The organism is Xanthomonas cannabis pv. cannabis, from assembly GCF_000802365.1.
Classification (GTDB): Bacteria; Pseudomonadota; Gammaproteobacteria; order Xanthomonadales; family Xanthomonadaceae; genus Xanthomonas; species Xanthomonas cannabis.
Window position 1 is genome coordinate 1 of sequence record NZ_JSZE01000072.1, and the last position, 17,232, is coordinate 17,232.

Annotated in this window: 25 protein-coding genes; 23 read left to right on the forward strand and 2 right to left on the reverse strand. The window is 62.9% G+C overall.

The window, feature by feature from the left end; all coding sequences use genetic code 11:
* Positions 1 to 10 precede the first annotated feature (10 nt).
* The 23 genes from rpsC (at position 11) to OZ10_RS13155 (ending at position 14,791) form a co-directional block, all read left to right on the forward strand.
* Complete coding sequence (gene rpsC, locus OZ10_RS13045; protein WP_039412819.1) at positions 11 to 745, forward strand: 30S ribosomal protein S3; 735 nt, start codon at positions 11 to 13, stop codon at positions 743 to 745.
* Between the two features lie 5 nt (positions 746 to 750).
* Positions 751 to 1,164, forward strand: coding sequence for a 50S ribosomal protein L16 (rplP, locus tag OZ10_RS13050; protein WP_003486706.1), 414 nt, complete (start codon positions 751 to 753; stop codon positions 1,162 to 1,164).
* Complete coding sequence (gene rpmC, locus OZ10_RS13055; protein ID WP_003486703.1) at positions 1,164 to 1,349, forward strand: 50S ribosomal protein L29; 186 nt, start codon at positions 1,164 to 1,166, stop codon at positions 1,347 to 1,349. The genes rplP and rpmC overlap by 1 nt, the downstream gene beginning before the upstream one ends.
* Before the next feature lie 11 nt (positions 1,350 to 1,360).
* The gene (gene rpsQ / locus OZ10_RS13060; RefSeq protein ID WP_003486701.1) at positions 1,361 to 1,630 is read left to right on the forward strand and encodes a 30S ribosomal protein S17; all 270 of its coding nucleotides are present in this window, start codon (positions 1,361 to 1,363) and stop codon (positions 1,628 to 1,630) included.
* Between the two features lie 14 nt (positions 1,631 to 1,644).
* Positions 1,645 to 2,013: a 50S ribosomal protein L14 gene (gene rplN / locus OZ10_RS13065; RefSeq protein WP_003486699.1), complete on the forward strand. Its 369-nt coding sequence runs from the start codon at positions 1,645 to 1,647 to the stop codon at positions 2,011 to 2,013.
* Positions 2,014 to 2,028: 15 nt separating this feature from the next.
* The gene (gene rplX / locus OZ10_RS13070; RefSeq protein ID WP_003486696.1) at positions 2,029 to 2,346 is read left to right on the forward strand and encodes a 50S ribosomal protein L24; all 318 of its coding nucleotides are present in this window, start codon (positions 2,029 to 2,031) and stop codon (positions 2,344 to 2,346) included.
* Between the two features lie 11 nt (positions 2,347 to 2,357).
* On the forward strand, positions 2,358 to 2,900 hold the full coding sequence (gene rplE / locus OZ10_RS13075; RefSeq protein ID WP_010371090.1) for a 50S ribosomal protein L5: 543 nt from the start codon (positions 2,358 to 2,360) through the stop codon (positions 2,898 to 2,900).
* Positions 2,901 to 2,918: 18 nt separating this feature from the next.
* Positions 2,919 to 3,224: a 30S ribosomal protein S14 gene (gene rpsN / locus OZ10_RS13080; protein ID WP_005917137.1), complete on the forward strand. Its 306-nt coding sequence runs from the start codon at positions 2,919 to 2,921 to the stop codon at positions 3,222 to 3,224.
* 204 nt (positions 3,225 to 3,428) lie between these two features.
* On the forward strand, positions 3,429 to 3,827 hold the full coding sequence (rpsH, locus tag OZ10_RS13085) for a 30S ribosomal protein S8 (RefSeq protein ID WP_010371096.1): 399 nt from the start codon (positions 3,429 to 3,431) through the stop codon (positions 3,825 to 3,827).
* Positions 3,828 to 3,842: 15 nt separating this feature from the next.
* Positions 3,843 to 4,370, forward strand: a complete 528-nt coding sequence (rplF, locus tag OZ10_RS13090) for a 50S ribosomal protein L6 (RefSeq protein WP_039565326.1) — start codon at positions 3,843 to 3,845, stop codon at positions 4,368 to 4,370.
* 88 nt (positions 4,371 to 4,458) lie between these two features.
* The gene (rplR, locus tag OZ10_RS13095) at positions 4,459 to 4,818 is read left to right on the forward strand and encodes a 50S ribosomal protein L18 (RefSeq protein WP_005993383.1); all 360 of its coding nucleotides are present in this window, start codon (positions 4,459 to 4,461) and stop codon (positions 4,816 to 4,818) included.
* A 158-nt stretch (positions 4,819 to 4,976) separates the two neighbouring features.
* On the forward strand, positions 4,977 to 5,519 hold the full coding sequence (rpsE, locus tag OZ10_RS13100; RefSeq protein ID WP_003486682.1) for a 30S ribosomal protein S5: 543 nt from the start codon (positions 4,977 to 4,979) through the stop codon (positions 5,517 to 5,519).
* Positions 5,512 to 5,703, forward strand: coding sequence for a 50S ribosomal protein L30 (rpmD, locus tag OZ10_RS13105; RefSeq protein ID WP_003486678.1), 192 nt, complete (start codon positions 5,512 to 5,514; stop codon positions 5,701 to 5,703). Before rpsE ends, rpmD begins: the two co-directional genes overlap by 8 nt.
* A gap of 4 nt (positions 5,704 to 5,707) precedes the next feature.
* A complete protein-coding gene (rplO, locus tag OZ10_RS13110) occupies positions 5,708 to 6,151 on the forward strand; it encodes a 50S ribosomal protein L15 (RefSeq protein ID WP_039412803.1) in 444 nt (147 codons plus the stop codon).
* A gap of 7 nt (positions 6,152 to 6,158) precedes the next feature.
* Positions 6,159 to 7,526: a preprotein translocase subunit SecY gene (gene secY / locus OZ10_RS13115; RefSeq protein WP_039412801.1), complete on the forward strand. Its 1,368-nt coding sequence runs from the start codon at positions 6,159 to 6,161 to the stop codon at positions 7,524 to 7,526.
* 332 nt (positions 7,527 to 7,858) lie between these two features.
* On the forward strand, positions 7,859 to 8,215 hold the full coding sequence (gene rpsM, locus OZ10_RS13120) for a 30S ribosomal protein S13 (RefSeq protein WP_003486672.1): 357 nt from the start codon (positions 7,859 to 7,861) through the stop codon (positions 8,213 to 8,215).
* A 10-nt stretch (positions 8,216 to 8,225) separates the two neighbouring features.
* Positions 8,226 to 8,618 carry a 30S ribosomal protein S11 gene (rpsK, locus tag OZ10_RS13125; protein WP_003486671.1) on the forward strand — a complete coding sequence of 131 codons (393 nt, stop codon included), beginning with the start codon at positions 8,226 to 8,228 and terminating at the stop codon, positions 8,616 to 8,618.
* 15 nt (positions 8,619 to 8,633) lie between these two features.
* Positions 8,634 to 9,260 (forward strand): 30S ribosomal protein S4, encoded by a 627-nt coding sequence (gene rpsD / locus OZ10_RS13130; RefSeq protein WP_002811641.1) that lies wholly within the window; start codon positions 8,634 to 8,636, stop codon positions 9,258 to 9,260.
* A gap of 53 nt (positions 9,261 to 9,313) precedes the next feature.
* Positions 9,314 to 10,312 (forward strand): DNA-directed RNA polymerase subunit alpha, encoded by a 999-nt coding sequence (locus tag OZ10_RS13135; protein WP_002811635.1) that lies wholly within the window; start codon positions 9,314 to 9,316, stop codon positions 10,310 to 10,312.
* A gap of 180 nt (positions 10,313 to 10,492) precedes the next feature.
* Positions 10,493 to 10,876, forward strand: a complete 384-nt coding sequence (rplQ, locus tag OZ10_RS13140; RefSeq protein WP_003486665.1) for a 50S ribosomal protein L17 — start codon at positions 10,493 to 10,495, stop codon at positions 10,874 to 10,876.
* Positions 10,877 to 11,195: 319 nt separating this feature from the next.
* On the forward strand, positions 11,196 to 11,714 hold the full coding sequence (locus tag OZ10_RS13145; protein WP_039413213.1) for a disulfide bond formation protein B: 519 nt from the start codon (positions 11,196 to 11,198) through the stop codon (positions 11,712 to 11,714).
* A 465-nt stretch (positions 11,715 to 12,179) separates the two neighbouring features.
* Positions 12,180 to 13,577 (forward strand): class II 3-deoxy-7-phosphoheptulonate synthase, encoded by a 1,398-nt coding sequence (locus OZ10_RS13150; RefSeq protein WP_039413210.1) that lies wholly within the window; start codon positions 12,180 to 12,182, stop codon positions 13,575 to 13,577.
* Between the two features lie 86 nt (positions 13,578 to 13,663).
* Positions 13,664 to 14,791, forward strand: coding sequence for a mechanosensitive ion channel family protein (locus OZ10_RS13155; protein WP_039565329.1), 1,128 nt, complete (start codon positions 13,664 to 13,666; stop codon positions 14,789 to 14,791).
* A gap of 178 nt (positions 14,792 to 14,969) precedes the next feature.
* Here the strand turns inward: OZ10_RS13155 and OZ10_RS13160 are convergent, their stop codons facing one another.
* On the reverse strand, positions 14,970 to 16,583 hold the full coding sequence (locus tag OZ10_RS13160; protein ID WP_039565331.1) for an amidase: 1,614 nt from the start codon (positions 16,581 to 16,583) through the stop codon (positions 14,970 to 14,972).
* A 105-nt stretch (positions 16,584 to 16,688) separates the two neighbouring features.
* Positions 16,689 to 17,159: a DUF2127 domain-containing protein gene (locus tag OZ10_RS13165; protein WP_039413203.1), complete on the reverse strand. Its 471-nt coding sequence runs from the start codon at positions 17,157 to 17,159 to the stop codon at positions 16,689 to 16,691.
* Between the last annotated feature and the right edge of the window lie 73 nt (positions 17,160 to 17,232).

Below are 17,232 nucleotides of genomic sequence, written 5' to 3' on the forward strand. Positions count from 1 at the left end.
GGAAAAGACCATGGGTCATAAAGTTCATCCGACTGGAATCCGTCTTGGTATCTCCAAAGACTGGAACTCCAAGTGGTACGCAAACAAGGGCGACTTCGCCGGTTACCTGGCAGCCGACCTGAAAGTGCGTGAAATGCTGCGCAAGAAGCTCGCGCAGGCAGGTGTCAGCAAGATCTTGATCGAGCGCCCTGCCAAAACCGCCCGCGTCACCATTCACACCGCCCGTCCGGGCGTGGTGATCGGCAAGCGTGGTGAGGATATTGAAAAGCTGCGTAAGGAAGTGAGCGAACTGATGGGCGTTCCGGCGCACATCAACGTCACCGAAGTGCGCAAGCCGGAGCTGGATGCGCAGCTGGTCGCCGAGTCGATCGCGCAGCAGCTTGAGCGTCGCATCATGTTCCGCCGCGCAATGAAGCGCTCGGTCGGTAACGCGATGCGCTTGAGTGCCCTGGGCATCAAGGTCAACGTGGCTGGCCGCCTCAACGGTGCAGAAATCGCCCGTTCGGAGTGGTACCGCGAAGGTCGCGTGCCGCTGCACACGCTACGTGCCGACATTGATTACGGTTTTGCCGAGGCGTCCACGACGTACGGCATCATCGGTATCAAGGTCTGGATCTATAAGGGCGAGGTTTTCGACTTCTCCCAGGTTGGCCAGGAAAAGCAGGACGACAGCCCGCGCAACGATCGTAACGATCGCGGCGACCGTGGTGACCGCCCGTCGCGCCCGGCTCGTGAAGCGAGGTAACGGCAATGTTGCAACCCAAGCGAACCAAATATCGCAAGATGCACAAGGGCCGCAATGACGGCCTGGCATGGAGCGGAAACGCCGTCAGCTTCGGCGAATATGGCCTCAAGGCCACGGCGCACGGTCAGCTGACCGCGCGCCAGATTGAAGCAGCACGCCGCACGATCAGCCGCCATGTCAAGAAGGGCGGCAAGATGTGGATCCGTGTGTTCCCCGACAAGCCGATCACCAAGAAGCCGATCGAAGTCCGCATGGGCTCCGGTAAGGGCAACGTGGAGTACTGGGTCGCGCAGATTCAGCCGGGCCGCATGATCTATGAAATCGAGGGGATTCCCGAAGAGACCGCACGTGAGGCATTCCGCCTTGCCGCTGCCAAGCTCTCGGTGACGACCACTTTCGTGACCCGGACGGTGCGCTGATGGATATCAAACAACTCCGCGAAAAGTCGGCTGACGAACTGAAGGCCCACCTGACCGACCTGCGTAAGGAGCAGTTCTCGCTCCGTATGCAGCAGGTCACCGGCCAGCTGCCGAAGACCCACGAAACCCGCCGGGTGCGCCGCGAGATTGCTCGCGTCAAGCACCTGCTCGGCAGCACCAAGTAAGGACGGCCGCGATGAGCGACAATAACGAAAAGCAAACGCTGCGCACGGTCGAAGGCCGTGTCGTCAGCAACAAGATGGACAAGACGGTCACCGTGTTGGTGGAGCGCCAGGTCAAGCATGCTCTGTACGGTAAGTACATCAAGCGCTCGACCAAGCTGCACGCACACGATGCCGACAATGCCTGCAATGAAGGCGATGTCGTGCGCGTGACCGAAATTGCGCCAATGTCCAAGACCAAGAACTGGCGGGTGGTGGAAATCGTCACCCGTTCGGCCGAATAAGGGAGATCTGAATCATGATCCAGATGCAGAGCTACCTCGATGTCGCCGACAATTCGGGTGCCAAGGAAGTGATGTGCATCAAGGTGCTGGGCGGCTCAAAGCGCCGCTACGCACATATCGGTGACATCATCAAGGTGACCGTCAAGGACGCCATTCCGCGTGGCAAGGTCAAGAAGGGCGAAGTCTACGACGCCGTCGTGGTGCGTACCCGCAAGGGTGTGCGCCGTCCCGACGGTTCGCTGATCCGCTTCGATGGCAATGCCGCTGTGCTGTTGAACAACAAGCAGGAGCCGATCGGGACCCGCATCTTCGGGCCGGTGACGCGCGAGCTGCGTTCCGAGAAGTTCATGAAGATCGTCTCGCTCGCCCCCGAAGTGCTGTGAGCGGAGGACATACACATGGCTAACCGTATCAAGAAGGGCGACCAGGTCGTCATCAACACCGGCAAGGACAAGGGTAAGCAGGGTGAAGTGGTGCGTGTGGACGGCGATCGCGTGATCGTCTCCAACGCCAACGTCATCAAGCGCCACACCAAGCCGAACCCGCAGGCGGGTGTCGCCGGCGGCGTGGTCGAGCGTGAAGCGTCGATCCATATCTCCAACGTCAATATCGTCAACCCGGCAACGGGCAAGGGCGAGCGCGTTGGCTTCAAGGTCCTGGAGGATGGACGCAAACTGCGTGTGTTCCGCTCCAGCGGTGAGGCGCTCGACGCCTGAGGAATGAGATCATGAACACTCGTCTCGAAAAGTTTTACAAGGAAAACGTGGTGCCGGCCCTGATGAAGGAATTCGGCTACACCAATCCGATGGAAGTGCCGAAGCTGGTCAAGGTCACGCTCAACATGGGCGTGGGCGAGGCGGCTACCAACAAGAAGATTCTGGAAAATGCGGTCGCCGACATGTCCAAGATCTCCGGCCAGAAGCCGGTGGTCACCAAGTCGCGCGTTTCGGTCGCATCGTTCAAGATTCGTGACGGTTGGCCGATCGGCTGCAAGACCACCTTGCGTCGCGCCAAGATGTACGAGTTCCTGGATCGCCTGATCAACATCTCGTTGCCGCGCGTGCGCGACTTCCGTGGTGTGTCCGGTCGTTCCTTCGACGGTCGTGGCAATTTCAACATGGGTGTGAAGGAACAGATCATCTTCCCGGAAATCGACTTCGACGCCGTCGACGCGATCCGCGGTATGGATATCGCCATCACCACCACCGCCAAGACGGATGCGGAAGCGAAGGCGCTGCTGGCAGCGTTCAAGTTCCCGTTCCGTAACTGACCATAGAGGACATCCGAAATGGCAAAGACCTCCATGATCCACCGCGACATCAAGCGCGCAAAGCTGGCCAAGAAGTTCGCCGGCAAGCGTGATGCGCTGAAGAAGATCCTCTCCAGCCAGGATGCGTCCTACGAAGAGAAGATCGATGCGTCAACCAAGTTGCAGAAGCTGCCGCGCGATTCGTCGCCAAGCCGCCACCGCAACCGTTGCGAGCTGTCGGGTCGTCCGCGCGGTGTCTACCGCAAGTTCGGCCTGGGTCGTAACATGCTGCGCAAGGCCACGATGAACGGCGACGTTCCGGGCCTGCGCAAGGCAAGCTGGTAACAGCAGCCCGGCCGCTCGCGGCCGGTTTGAGCAGGATTGTTCTGTTCAACAAGGGAGTCCGACGCAAGTCGGGCTCTTTTGTCGTATACTTCCGCTTCTGTCTTGCCCGTGCGGGTTTGACGTGGCGTCAAGGGTCCTGGCCCGTCCCCAGGAAAACACAAGATTTTCGCGAAAGCGGATATCGGTGCACTCAAAGGTACTCATATGAGCATGACTGATCCCATCGCCGACCTGCTGGTTCGCATCAAGAATGCGGCCGCGGTTGGTAAGCAGACGGTGAAATTGCCGTCGTCCAAGATCAAGGTTGCGATCGCCCAGGTCCTGAAGGACGAGGGTTACATCACCGACCTGCGCGTTACGGCCACCGAAAACAACAAGTCGGAGCTGGAAATCGTGCTGAAGTATTTCGAAGGCCGCCCGGTCATCGAGACCTTGAAGCGTTTCTCGCGCTCGGGTCTGCGCCAGTACCGCGGCAAGACCGAGCTGCCCAAGGTCCTGGGTGGCCTGGGTATCGCCATCATCTCCACGTCGAAGGGCATCATGACCGATGCGCAGGCTCGCGAAGCCGGCGTTGGTGGTGAAGTCCTGTGCTTCGTGGCCTAAGGGAAGGAATCGAACATGTCCCGTGTAGCCAAGAAGCCTGTGTCCCTTCCGAAGGGTGTTGAGCTCAACGTCCAGCCTGAGCTGGTCAGCGTCAAGGGCCCGAAGGGCACCCTGACCCTGCCCAAGCCGGTGGGTGTGGAAATCGCCATCGATGGCGACGTCGCCACGCTGTCGGCCAATGATCCGTCGCAGATCGCCATCACCGGCACCGTGCGCGCCATTCTGGCCAATATGGTCAAGGGTGTGTCCGAAGGCTTCGAGCGCAAGCTCGAGCTGGTCGGCGTCGGTTACCGTGCCGCCATGCAGGGCAAGGATCTGAGCCTGGCGCTCGGCTTCTCGCACCCGTTGGTGTTCGTGGCGCCGGAAGGCATCACGCTGTCGACCCCGACCCAGACCGAGATCGTGGTCCAGGGCGCCGACAAGCAGCGCGTTGGCGAAGTCGCCGCCAAGATCCGCGGTTTCCGTCCGCCGGAGCCCTATAAGGGCAAGGGTGTGAAGTACGCCGGTGAAGTCATCATTCGCAAGGAAGCCAAGAAGGCTTAATGGCGAGTCCCTCGCAAGAGCCCGCACATCCATGTGCGGACTTTTGACAGGAACGCGCTCTTCCTTCAGCTTCCGTAGGACACATATCATGAGCATCAACAAGAATATTGCCCGCCTGCGTCGTGCCAAATCGACCCGTGCACACATCCGTGAGCTGGGCGTCGCCCGTCTGTCGGTGCTGCGCACCGGTCAGCACCTGTACGCGCAGGTTTTCACTGCCGACGGCTCCAAGGTGATCGCTGCTGCGAACACCCTGCAGGCCGACGTCAAGGACGGCCTGAAGAACGGCAAGAACAGCGATGCGGCCGTCAAGGTCGGCAAGCTGATCGCCGAGCGTGCCAAGGCTGCTGGCATCGAGAAGGTCGCCTTCGACCGCTCGGGCTATCGCTATCATGGCCGCATCAAGGCGCTCGCCGACGCGGCGCGCGAAGGCGGCCTGCAGTTCTAAGTACTGCTGCGGATGTGGTCATCGACCACATCCGCGATACCGCCGGCAGGGAGATGCCGGACCGACCCGTTCTTTTGCAGCGGCATCGGGAACACTGCGTGACTCCACAACCATAAGCGGCTTCGAGCCGTACATACTCAATCAATCAAGGAATCAAGATGGCAGAAGAACGTGCACCGCGGGGTCGTGATCGCGACCGTAACCGCGAAGAGAAAGTCGACGATGGCATGATCGAAAAGCTGGTCGCGGTCAACCGCGTCAGCAAGACGGTCAAGGGCGGCCGCCAGTTCACCTTCACCGCGCTGACCGTGGTCGGCGATGGTCTGGGCAAGGTCGGTTTCGGTTATGGCAAGGCGCGCGAAGTGCCGGTTGCCATCCAGAAGTCGATGGAGCAGGCACGCAAGAACCTGGCCACTGTCGATCTGAACAACGGCACCCTGTGGCATGCCGTCAAGTCGGGCCATGGTGCAGCACGCGTGTACATGCAGCCGGCTTCGGAAGGTACGGGCGTCATCGCAGGCGGCGCCATGCGCGCAGTGCTGGAAGCGGTTGGCGTCAAGAACGTGCTGGCCAAGGCTGTTGGTTCGCGTAATCCGATCAACCTGGTCCGTGCAACCCTGAAGGGTCTGTCGGAAGTGCAGTCGCCGGCACGCGTTGCGGCCAAGCGCGGCAAGAAGGTGGAGGAGCTCAACCATGGCTAAGGACACCAACAAGACCGTGAAGGTGCGCCTGGTGCGTGGCCTGCGTGGAACCCAGTCGCGTCACCGCCTGTCGGTGCGTGCATTGGGCCTGAATAAGCTCAACGATGTGCGTGAACTGAAGGACAGCCCGCAGGTGCGCGGCCTGATCAATACGGTTCACTACCTCGTCAAGGTTGAGGAGTAATCCCATGACTCTGCGTCTTAATGACCTCAAGCCCGCCGATGGCGCACGTACCGAGCGTACCCGCGTCGGTCGTGGTATTGGTTCCGGCCTCGGCAAGACCGCTGGTCGCGGTCACAAGGGTTCGTTCGCTCGTAAGGGTGGCGGCAAGATCAAGGCCGGCTTCGAAGGCGGCCAGACCCCGATGCAGCGCCGTCTGCCGAAGATCGGTTTCCGCTCCAAGATGGCGCGCGACACGGCTGAAGTGCTGTCGTATCAGCTGGACAAGCTGGAAGCCGGTGATGTCGATTTTGCAGCGCTGCGTGCGGCCAATCTGGTCCCGAGCCGCGCCAAGAAGGCGAAGATCGTGCTGAAGGGCGAGCTGAGCAAGAAGTTCGTGCTGAAGGGCGTTGCGGCAACCGCAGGCGCCAAGGCAGCAATCGAAGCTGCCGGCGGCAGCGTAGAGGAGTAATCGGCAGATGGCGCAGGCTGGCATTGGTAACCTCGGTGGCGGGCTCGGCAAGTTCACGGAACTTCGCCAGCGGCTGCTGTTCGTCCTCGGGGCATTGATCGTCTATCGCATCGGCTGCTATGTGCCGGTGCCGGGCGTGAATCCCGATGCCATGCTTTCGTTGATGCAGGCGCAGGGCGGCGGCATCGTGGACATGTTCAACATGTTCTCGGGCGGCGCCCTGCACCGTTTCAGTATTTTTGCGTTGAATGTGATGCCGTATATCTCGGCATCGATCGTGATCCAGTTGGCCACGCACATCTTTCCCGCGCTCAAGGCGATGCAGAAAGAAGGTGAGTCCGGCCGACGCAAGATCACCCAGTATTCGCGTATCGGTGCGGTGCTGCTGGCAGTGGTGCAGGGTGGCAGCATCGCGCTGGCGCTGCAGAATCAGACCGCGCCGGGTGGCGCTCCGGTGGTGTATGCGCCGGGCATGGGTTTCGTGCTTACCGCGGTGATCGCGTTGACCGCCGGTACCATCTTTCTGATGTGGGTTGGCGAGCAGGTGACCGAGCGCGGCATCGGTAACGGCGTATCGCTGATCATCTTCGCGGGCATCGTGGCGGGCCTTCCGTCTGCCGCGATCCAGACGGTTGAGGCGTTCCGCGAAGGCAATCTGAGTTTCATCTCGCTGCTGTTGATCGTCATCACCATCCTGGCGTTTACGCTGTTCGTGGTGTTCGTCGAGCGCGGGCAGCGGCGGATCACGGTCAACTACGCGCGCCGCCAGGGCGGTCGCAATGCGTACATGAACCAGACCTCGTTCCTGCCGTTGAAGCTCAACATGGCTGGCGTGATCCCGCCGATCTTCGCATCCAGCATCCTGGCATTCCCGGCCACGCTGTCGATGTGGTCTGGCCAGGCGGCGTCGGGTAGCGGTGTTGGCTCGTGGCTGCAGAAGATCGCCAACGCGCTGGGTCCTGGCGAGCCGGTGCACATGCTGGTGTTTGCGGCGCTGATCATTGGTTTTGCATTCTTCTACACTGCGCTGGTGTTCAATTCGCAGGAAACTGCCGACAACCTCAAGAAGTCGGGCGCGTTGATTCCGGGCATCCGTCCGGGCAAGGCGACGGCCGATTATGTGGATGGCGTGCTGACGCGCCTGACCGCAGCCGGCTCGTTGTACCTGGTGATCGTCTGCCTGCTGCCGGAAATCATGCGTACGCAGCTCGGCACTTCGTTCCATTTCGGCGGTACCTCGTTGCTGATTGCGGTGGTGGTGGTGATGGACTTCATTGCCCAGATCCAGGCGCACCTGATGTCGCATCAGTATGAGAGCTTGCTGAAGAAGGCCAACCTCAAGGGCGGCTCGCGCGGCGGTCTGGCGCGCGGTTAAGTGGTACACTAAATCTTCATTACGTGAAGACGGCCTGGTTCCCGGGCCACGATCTTCCGATCAGAAGGGCGGCTCGCGCGACGTCTCGCGCGCGGGTGTGACGGGGTGGTCCTGTGCGGGAGTAGCACAGGCGATTCGGAGAGGTTTTCTGGATCAACACCGTCCGGCGCCGGAGCGAGGGCACACTCCCCACGCCGGGTCCATGGAACCTTTGGTTCCACGGGCTTCAAAGCAATCCGAGGCCTTGCTATAATTCCGAGTTCACTTTTGATCCATCCTGCCGGATGGCGCCTGGGCGCTGTCGGGCCATCACTCAGTTGGAGAATCGCGTCATGGCGCGTATTGCAGGCGTCAACCTGCCAGCCCAGAAGCACGTCTGGGTCGGGTTGCAAAGCATCTACGGCATTGGCCGTACCCGTTCGAAGAAGCTCTGCGAATCCGCAGGCGTTACCTCGACCACGAAGATTCGTGATCTGTCCGAACCCGAAATCGAGCGCCTGCGCGCCGAAGTCGGCAAGTATGTCGTCGAAGGCGACCTGCGCCGCGAAATCGGTATCGCGATCAAGCGACTGATGGACCTGGGCTGCTATCGCGGTCTGCGTCATCGCCGTGGTCTCCCGCTGCGTGGTCAGCGCACCCGTACCAACGCCCGCACCCGTAAGGGTCCGCGCAAGGCGATCAGGAAGTAAGGGATAGATCATGGCCAAGCCAGCAGAAAAGAAAACGAAGAAGAAGATCAAGCGCGTCATCACTGACGGCGTTGCGCACGTCCACGCTTCGTTTAACAACACCATCGTCACCATCACCGATCGCCAGGGCAATGCACTGTCGTGGGCTACGTCCGGCGGCGCCGGTTTCCGTGGTTCGCGCAAGTCGACCCCGTTCGCTGCTCAGGTTGCCGCCGAAAAGGCTGGCCGCGCTGCGCTCGATTACGGCGTGAAGTCGCTGGAAGTGCGTATCAAGGGTCCGGGTCCGGGCCGTGAGTCGGCCGTGCGTTCGTTGAACAACGTGGGCTACAAGATCACCAACATCATCGACGTGACGCCAATCCCGCACAACGGGTGCCGTCCGCCGAAGAAGCGTCGCGTCTAAAGGGAGCGATAAGAAATGGCTCGTTATATCGGTCCTACCTGTAAACTCGCCCGCCGCGAAGGCGCCGACCTTTCCCTCAAGAGCCCGGCGCGTGCGCTGGACTCCAAGTGCAAGCTTGAGCAGAAGCCCGGCCAGCACGGCGCGGCTCGCAAGGGCAAGCTCTCCGACTACGCCACCCAGCTGCGTGAAAAGCAGAAGGTCAAGCGGATCTACGGTCTGCTGGAACGTCAGTTCCGCAACTACTACAAGAAGGCCTCGACCAAGAAGGGCAACACCGGCGAGAACCTGCTGCAGTTGCTGGAAACCCGCCTGGACAACGTGTGCTACCGCATGGGCTTTGCCGTCACCCGTCCGGCCGCGCGCCAGCTGGTGTCGCACCGTGGCGTGCTGGTCAATGGCAAGTCGGTGAATCTGGCCTCGTACCAGATCAAGGCTGGCGATGCGATCACGCTGTCGGAAAAGGCACAGAAGCAGCTCCGCGTGCAGGAAGCCCTGACCGTGGCTGAGCAGCACGACATGACGCCGTCGTGGGTTGAAGTCGATTCGAAGAAGTTCAGCGGCGTGTTCAAGGCCGTGCCGGATCGCGCTGACCTGCCTTCGGATATCAACGAAGCGCTGATCGTCGAGTTGTATTCGAAGTAATTCACATTGGAGAGCCTCCGGCATTGCCGGAGGTTCGCAGGAGACCCCGCAACATGACGGTTACCGCCAACCAGGTTCTGCGCCCCCGTGGTCCGCAGATCGAACGTCTTACCGACAACCGTGCCAAGGTCGTGATCGAACCCTTGGAGCGCGGTTACGGGCACACGCTGGGCAATGCCCTGCGTCGTGTGTTGTTGTCGTCGATCCCCGGTTTTGCGATCACCGAGGTCGAGATCGACGGCGTGCTGCACGAGTACACCACGGTCGAAGGTTTGCAGGAAGACGTGCTTGACGTCCTGCTGAACCTGAAGGATGTGGCCATTCGTATGCACAGTGGCGATAGCGCCACGCTGTCGTTGTCCAAGCAGGGTCCGGGCACGGTCACTGCGGCCGACATCAGGACCGATCACAACGTTGAGATCATCAACGGCGACCACGTGATCTGCCACCTGACCAAAGACACCGCACTGAACATGCGCCTGAAGATCGAGCGTGGGTTTGGCTACCAGCCGGCTGCTGCGCGTCGTCGTCCGGACGAGGAGACCCGTACCATCGGTCGCCTGATGCTGGATGCGTCGTTCTCGCCGGTGCGTCGCGTTGCTTACGCCGTGGAAGCTGCACGCGTCGAACAGCGTACCGACCTCGACAAGCTGGTCATCGATATCGAAACCAACGGCACGATCGATGCCGAGGAAGCCGTGCGCACAGCCGCCGACATCCTCAGCGATCAGCTGTCGGTGTTCGGCGATTTCACCCACCGCGATCGCGGTGCGGCCAAGCCGGCTGCCAGCGGCGTGGATCCGGTGCTGCTGCGCCCGATCGACGACCTCGAGCTGACCGTGCGTTCGGCCAACTGCCTCAAGGCCGAGAGCATCTACTACATCGGCGATCTGATCCAGAAGACCGAAGTGGAACTGCTCAAGACCCCGAATCTGGGCAAGAAGTCGCTCACCGAAATCAAGGAAGTGCTGGCACAGCGCGGCCTTGCGCTGGGCATGAAGCTGGAGAACTGGCCGCCGGCCGGCGTCGCCCAGCACGGCATGCTTGGTTAATGCATCAAGGCATGGGCGTCTTCGGGCGCCCATGTTCGTTTTTCTACATCGACGGGTTAAAGCCTGCGATGACATCCGGTTCAAGGACGGCCGGCTCGGACCAACCGCAGTCCATTCAACAACGCCAGGACGGCGACAACGTCACTCAGCAGTCTCAATATTCCTTAGGAAACCACACTCATGCGTCACCAGAAATCCGGCCGTAAGTTCAACCGTACCAGCGCGCACCGCGAAGCCATGTTCCGCAATATGGCCGCCTCGCTGTTCAAGCACGAGCTGATCAAGACCACCTTGCCGAAGGCCAAGGAACTGCGTCGCGTCGCCGAGCCGCTGATCACCATCGGCAAGGTCGATGGCGTTGCCAACCGTCGTCTGGCGTTTGCCCGCCTGCGCGACAAGGAAGCAGTGGGCAAGCTGTTCGTCGAACTGGGCCCGCGTTACGCGACCCGTCCCGGCGGCTACCTACGCATCCTGAAGGCCGGCTTCCGCGCCGGTGACAATGCGCCGATGGCGTACGTCGAGCTGGTCGACCGTCCGGTCGTGGCAGAGGAAGTGGCCGAGTAATCGGATCGCACTTTGCAGGATTCTCGAAAAGCCCGGCTGATGCCGGGCTTTTTGTTTGGCATGTACTCGGCATGTGCGGCAGGTGTCCGTGAGCGCGTTTAGGATGCTGCGCGAGGGTATTGCCCTGCTCCGTGCATGGGCTGCGGGCGCGTTCGGGTGCGTGCCGTCGATCACCAGAGTGCAGTGGCCGGATGCAGACTGAGTCGTCAGGCTGGCCTGCGGCATTCTTCGCGGCATGCGACGGGCACGTGGAGGCGTGCGTGGTCACGGCGGCGGCGATGACTGATAATCGGGGCTCGATCCTAGGCAAGCAGTAACGATGAATCCATTTCGTTGGGGTTTTCGGGCGCAGTTTCTGTTGGGCTTTCTTGCGTGTGCAGGACTGCTGGCCTATGCGATCTATGTGCAGTTGCACCTTGGGCTCGAACCGTGCCCGCTGTGTATCTTCCAGCGCATCGCGTTTGCCGCCCTGGCCGTGTTCTTCCTGCTGGGCGCGTTGCACGGGCCGCGGCGCGCTGGGGCGCGCAAGGTCTACGGGGTGTTGAGCTTCATCGCGGCAGGCGTGGGCATGGGCATCGCGGCGCGGCATGTCTGGGTGCAGATCCGGCCCAAGGACATGATGTCGTCATGCGGTCCGCCGCTGAGCTTCCTGAGCGAGACGATGGGGCCCTTTGAAGTGTTCCGTACCGTGCTGACCGGCACTGGTGACTGCGGCAACATCGATTGGCGTTTTCTGGGCCTGAGCATGCCGATGTGGAGCATGGTCTGGTTTGTCTCGCTTGCACTCTGGGCGCTGTATGCCGGCTTCAAGGCACGACGTAGCTCAGTTCACCACTGACGCGTGGTGTGCGGCTGAATGGATGGCGATGGCGGCCGGAGCCTGGCGGCGGAAGCCTGCCGCTGACCTGAACGCGGTAGCCCGTGGTTGCGCCGCGCTTTCGCACAGACGGTTTCCGGCTCGGTGATCTGCGGGGCGGCAGATTCGGCGGCGATGGCGGCGGCCGAGACTGAGACGGAGGACAGCAGGATGGCGGCGATGGCAGCGGAAAGCAGCCCGGGGGCATGGCGGCTGCAGGATTGGCCAGCGATGTGTAACCCCTCAACCTACTGCTCGCGAGCGGCGCTGGCGTAGGTTGGAAGTCGTACCCATTATCGGCGCTTTGCCTGCCGTTCACTCGCGTCCGCCGTAGCGGTGCAGGTTCTGATGGTGACCGCGCCCCGATGCTGGCAGTGGACTTCGCATCGCTGCTTTGCCTGACGCGCCCGGCTCTGCCACCATCACGGGCTGTCCAGGAGCCTCGTCATGAATCTTTCCGCCCCAACTTCCGTTTCCGATACCGCTGCCTCGTCGTGGGCGCCCGGTAGCTGGCGTGGCAAACCTGCGCTGCAGCTGCCGGTGTATCCGGACCAGGGCGCGTTGCAGGCCGCCATGGACGAGTTGGGACAGCTGCCGCCGCTAGTGACCTCATGGGAGATCTTTGCGCTCAAGCGCCAGCTGGCCGAAGCCCAGGAGGGCAAGCGCTTCCTGCTGCAGGGCGGCGACTGTGCGGAAAACTTCAGCGATTGCGAATCGGGCACCATTTCCAATCGTCTCAAGGTGCTGCTGCAGATGAGTCTGGTGCTGGTGCACGGCCTGCGCCTGCCGGTGGTACGGGTGGGCCGCTTTGCCGGGCAATACGCCAAGCCGCGCTCGGCCGATACCGAAACCCGTGATGGTGTGACCTTGCCGAGCTATCGCGGCGATGTGATCAATGCGCCTGCCTTCACCGAGGCGGCGCGTGTGCCCGATCCGCGCCGCATGATCACCGCGCATTCGCGTTCGGCGATGACGATGAATTTCGTGCGCGCCTTGATCGACGGCGGCTTCGCCGACCTGCACCACCCCGAGTACTGGAATCTGGACTGGGTGGGCTATTCGCCGCTGGCGGCGGACTACCAGAAGATGGTGGCTTCGATCGGCGATGCGGTGCGCTTCATGGAGACCTTGTCCGGCTCGGAGGTGTACAACCTCAATCGCATCGACTTCTACACCTCGCACGAAGCGCTGCTGCTGCCGTACGAAGAAGGCCTGACGCGGCAGGTGCCGCGCCAGTGGGGCTGGTTCAACCTCAGCACGCACTACCCGTGGATCGGCATGCGCACCGCGGCGCTGGATGGCGCGCACGTGGAGTACCTGCGCGGCGTGCGCAATCCGATCGCGATCAAGGTGGGGCCGTCGGTACAGCCGGACCAGCTGCTGCGCCTGATCGATGTGCTCAACCCCGAAGACGAGCCGGGACGTCTGAGCTTCATCCATCGCATGGGTGCTGCACAGATTGCCGAAAAACTGCCGCCGCTGCTGGACGCGGTCAAGCGTGACGGGCGCCGCGTGCTGTGGGTGTGCGATGCGATGCACGGCAATACCGAGAGCACCGGAAATGGCTACAAGACCCGGCGTTTCGACAATATCCGCAGCGAGGTGGAGACCTCGTTCGACCTGCATGCGGCAGCCGGCACGCGGCTGGGGGGCGTGCATCTGGAACTCACCGGCGAAGATGTCACCGAGTGCACCGGTGGCGCGCGCGAGTTGACCGAGCGCGATCTGGAGCGCGCGTACCGCTCCAGCGTGGATCCGCGCCTGAACTACGAACAGTCGCTGGAAATAGCGATGGCAATCGTGCGCAAGCAGCAACAGGTGGCGTCGCAACCGCTGGGCGCATGAGCGGCGTGTGCGCATGACGTGACGCTCATGCCGCTTGCGGCATGCTCTGGCAGCCATCCCTCTCTCCCCCCCACAGGAGGAACGGTTTGACTGCCGATTGGAACGTCATCCGCGAATACGCAATTCCGCTTGGCGCCGCGCTGCTGGCCGGCGTCGTCACCTGGTCGCTAATGCTGTGGCTGTTTCGCCGCATGCAGGGCCGCGACTACCGCCGTGCGCGCATCATCCGCGTGATCACGCTGCCGGCGGCGTTCATCCTGCCGCTGTTGTTTTTGCGGATCGCCACAGAAGCCATTCCGCTGGAAGGCAAGGCACTGATTGCGTTGCAGAGCCTGTTGCACGTGGGCATCGTCGGCTGCGTAACGTGGTTGCTGGTGCGTGCGGTCGCTGCCGGCGAGGCGGCGATCCTGCGCAGCAATCCGATCGAAGTCTCCGATAACCTCACTGCCCGACGCATCCAGACCCAGACGCGGGTGCTGAGCCGTGTCGTGATGGGCACGGTGATCCTGCTCGGCATTTCGGTGGTGCTGCTGGGCTTTGAGCAAGTACGCCAGATCGGCAAGACCTTGCTGGCCTCGGCCGGCATCATCGGGCTGGTGGCCGGTATTGCGGCCAAGCCGGTGTTCGGCAACCTGATCGCCGGATTGCAGATCGCGCTGACCCAGCCGATCCGTCTGGACGATGTGGTGATCGTCGAAGGCGAGTGGGGCCGTATCGAAGAGATCGGCAGCTCGTATGTGGTGGTGCGGATCTGGGATGAGCGGCGCATGGTGGTGCCGCTGACCTGGTTCATCGAAAACCCGTTCCAGAACTGGACGCGCGCCAGTGCGGACCTGCTCGGTACCGCGTTCCTGTGGCTGGATTACCGCACGCCGATCGCGGCGGTGCGCTCTGAACTGGAACGCATCTGTCACAGCGAGCCGCTGTGGGATGGCCGCGTCTGCGTTACCCAGATCACCGATACCAGCGACAACACCATCCAGGTGCGATTGCTGGTAAGCGCGCGCAATTCCGGCGATGCGTTCGATCTGCGCTGCCTGGTGCGCGAACGCATGATCGATTTCCTGACCCGCGAGCACGCCTATGCGCTGCCCAGGATCCGCGCCGAAATTGCGGCGCAGGAAAAGCCGGTGTCGCGTGCCGCAGAACCGATCTCGCCGGAGAGCGTGCGTTCGCCAGGTGCGGAAGACGGCGAGCCTGCAGCATCGATCTAGCGTTGCCGGCAGACATGCCTGTCGCGTAGGTGTGCGTTGGCGGTCAAGCGGTTCGCCATGCTGCGCATCGGACGGACGACGGTGCACAGCTGCCTGGGCGGCAAACAGCGCGACAGCCGGGTGGGGCTGTCTCACGACGTTGATGCCCGTACCGCTGCCGCATTGCCTTGCGGTGCGGTCAGTCGGCCGTCTTCGGTTGCGATGCGCCCGGTGTCGCCGGCGGTGCGCTCGGCGCGTAGCCGGGCACGAACCGCGCGCGGCTGCGTTGCTCGTAGGCATAGGCCAGTTCGATCAGGCGTCGCTCGCTCCAGGCAGTGCCCATGAACAGCAGTCCGAGCGGCAAGCCTTGGGTCTGCCCCATCGGCACGCTCAGGCTTGGATACCCGGCCACTGCCGCGGCGCCGTAGCCGGCACCGGGGAAGGTGTCGCCCTTGCCGAGCGTGGTGACCCAGGCGGCGCCAGTGGTCGGCACGATCAACGCATCCAGGTGGTCGGCCTTCAAGGCCGCGTCGATGCCTTGTTCGCCGGCGAGCCGTCTGGCGCTGGCACGCGCGCGCAGATAGCCCGGGTCCTCCAGGCCCGGCGCCGCCTGCGCCTGCTCGAACAACTCCTGGCCAAAGTAAGGCATTTCGCGCTGCGCATTGGCGCGATTGAAGGCAATCAGGGCGTCCAGATCCTTGACCGGCGCGGCATGGCTGCGCAGGTAGGCATTCAAGCCGGCCTTGAATTCGACCAGTAAGACCATTTGCTCAGCAGCATCCCACTTGCCGTCCGTGACCAGGGCAGTCTCAACCACTGTGGCACCTGCCGCGCGCAAGGCCTGTACGGCGCGATCCAATGCGGCGGCGATCGCGGGATCCTCCCGCAGTGGATTGCGCAGCAGTCCCAGGCGCGCGCCGCGCAGGCCGTCGGGTTTGAGGTGGGCGAGATAATCTGGAGTGAACGACGGCGCAGTGCGCGTGGCCGGGTCCTGCGGATCTGGGGCGGCGATGGCCTGCAGCAGCGCGGCCGCGTCGGCCACGCTGCGCGTCATCGGCCCGGCAGTGTCCTGGCTGGACGAGATTGGAATGATGCCGTCGCGGCTGACCAGGCCAACGGTCGGCTTGAGTCCGACCAGGCCATTGACCGCGGCCGGGCAGGTGATGCTGCCATCGGTTTCGGTGCCGATGCCGAGCGTGGCCAGGCTGGCGGCGATCGCCGCGCCGGTGCCGGCGCTGGAGCCGCACGGGTTACGGTCCAGCGCATACGGATTGCGGGTCAGCCCGCCGCGGGCGCTCCAGCCGGAACTGGACTGGGTGGAGCGGAAGTTGGCCCACTCGCTCAGGTTGGTCTTGCCCAGGATCACCGCGCCGGCGGCCCGCAGGCGCTGCACCAGAAAGGCGTCGCGTGTCGGGCGGAATCCGGCCAGGGCCAGCGAGCCGGCACTGTTGACCATGGGCAGCGCGTCGATGTTGTCCTTGAGCAGCACCGGAATGCCATGCAGCGGCCCGCGCACGCGGCCGGCGCGGCGCTCTGTATCCAGCGTGCGCGCAGCGGCTTCGGCCTGCGGATTGAGTTCGATCACGGCGTTGAGCTGCGGGCCGGCGCGGTCGATGCTGGCGATCCGCTGCAGATAGCTGCGCGTCAGCGCCAGGCTGGTGGTGCCGCCATCGCGCATGCGGGCCTGCAGGCCGGCGACATCGGCATCGACCAGATCGAGCGTAGTGGTAGACGGAGCGGCTGCGGTTGCCGGACGTGCCGGGTCATCGGCATGCGCGCAGCTGCACAAGGCCAGCGACAGCGCAAAGGACAGGACGGTGGATCGCATGGATGGTCTTCCCCGGGAACTGTCCGCAGGCTAACGGCGCTGCGTCGGGGTGACAACGGATAAGACGTGCCCGCAGACGGGCAGGGCGGGTCAGTGGCGCCGACGCCGAACCAGATCGCGCGCCAATACGCCGACCACGATCAGATTGATCGCCAGCACGGCCCAGGCGGTCCAGCCGGGATGGCGGACGATGGCGTAGATATCGAAAGGCAGATAGATGGCGGCCGACAGGCAGCCCAGCACCGAGGCCCAGGCCCGGGCACGCCACAGGCCCCACGCTTCGACCACATGCAGCAGGCCATAGGCCAGCATGGCCGCGGCAGCCAGGTGTACGGCATCGGGGTTGATGGTCTTGAGCAACGACGGCAGTGCGCCGTGGTCGGGGTCCAGATTGAAACGGCGGATCAGCGTACTGACCGCATGCTGCAACGGAAGCGGGCCCAGAATTTCCAGGCCCGTCGCCGCCAGCAACGCAAGCGTGCCCTTGACCGCCTCCAGCAAGGCGATCGCGTGGAGGCCCGGATGCGCGCGCGCATCCGGGCTGTAGGGCGTGTTGCTCACGACAGTGGTCGTCAGTGCTTAGCCGGAACGGCCAGCGCGCTTACGGTCGCTTTCGGTCAGGAACTTCTTGCGC

Bases quoted from the DNA above. Each gene is read 5' to 3' on its own strand.
- rpsH (WP_010371096.1), top strand. From the start codon at position 3,429: ATGAGCATGACTGATCCCATCGCCGACCTGCTGGTTCGCATCAAGAAT.
- rpsM (WP_003486672.1), top strand. From the start codon at position 7,859: ATGGCGCGTATTGCAGGCGTCAACCTGCCAGCCCAGAAGCACGTCTGG.
- OZ10_RS13135 (WP_002811635.1), top strand. From the start codon at position 9,314: ATGACGGTTACCGCCAACCAGGTTCTGCGCCCCCGTGGTCCGCAGATC.
- rpsQ (WP_003486701.1), top strand. From the start codon at position 1,361: ATGAGCGACAATAACGAAAAGCAAACGCTGCGCACGGTCGAAGGCCGT.
- rplP (WP_003486706.1), top strand. From the start codon at position 751: ATGTTGCAACCCAAGCGAACCAAATATCGCAAGATGCACAAGGGCCGC.
- rplO (WP_039412803.1), top strand. From the start codon at position 5,708: ATGACTCTGCGTCTTAATGACCTCAAGCCCGCCGATGGCGCACGTACC.
- secY (WP_039412801.1), top strand. From the start codon at position 6,159: ATGGCGCAGGCTGGCATTGGTAACCTCGGTGGCGGGCTCGGCAAGTTC.
- rpmC (WP_003486703.1), top strand. From the start codon at position 1,164: ATGGATATCAAACAACTCCGCGAAAAGTCGGCTGACGAACTGAAGGCC.
- rplE (WP_010371090.1), top strand. From the start codon at position 2,358: ATGAACACTCGTCTCGAAAAGTTTTACAAGGAAAACGTGGTGCCGGCC.
- OZ10_RS13150 (WP_039413210.1), top strand. From the start codon at position 12,180: ATGAATCTTTCCGCCCCAACTTCCGTTTCCGATACCGCTGCCTCGTCG.
- rplX (WP_003486696.1), top strand. From the start codon at position 2,029: ATGGCTAACCGTATCAAGAAGGGCGACCAGGTCGTCATCAACACCGGC.
- rpsE (WP_003486682.1), top strand. From the start codon at position 4,977: ATGGCAGAAGAACGTGCACCGCGGGGTCGTGATCGCGACCGTAACCGC.
- rpmD (WP_003486678.1), top strand. From the start codon at position 5,512: ATGGCTAAGGACACCAACAAGACCGTGAAGGTGCGCCTGGTGCGTGGC.
- rpsD (WP_002811641.1), top strand. From the start codon at position 8,634: ATGGCTCGTTATATCGGTCCTACCTGTAAACTCGCCCGCCGCGAAGGC.
- rplF (WP_039565326.1), top strand. From the start codon at position 3,843: ATGTCCCGTGTAGCCAAGAAGCCTGTGTCCCTTCCGAAGGGTGTTGAG.
- rpsK (WP_003486671.1), top strand. From the start codon at position 8,226: ATGGCCAAGCCAGCAGAAAAGAAAACGAAGAAGAAGATCAAGCGCGTC.
- rplQ (WP_003486665.1), top strand. From the start codon at position 10,493: ATGCGTCACCAGAAATCCGGCCGTAAGTTCAACCGTACCAGCGCGCAC.
- rplN (WP_003486699.1), top strand. From the start codon at position 1,645: ATGATCCAGATGCAGAGCTACCTCGATGTCGCCGACAATTCGGGTGCC.
- rpsN (WP_005917137.1), top strand. From the start codon at position 2,919: ATGGCAAAGACCTCCATGATCCACCGCGACATCAAGCGCGCAAAGCTG.
- OZ10_RS13145 (WP_039413213.1), top strand. From the start codon at position 11,196: ATGAATCCATTTCGTTGGGGTTTTCGGGCGCAGTTTCTGTTGGGCTTT.
- rplR (WP_005993383.1), top strand. From the start codon at position 4,459: ATGAGCATCAACAAGAATATTGCCCGCCTGCGTCGTGCCAAATCGACC.
- rpsC (WP_039412819.1), top strand. From the start codon at position 11: ATGGGTCATAAAGTTCATCCGACTGGAATCCGTCTTGGTATCTCCAAA.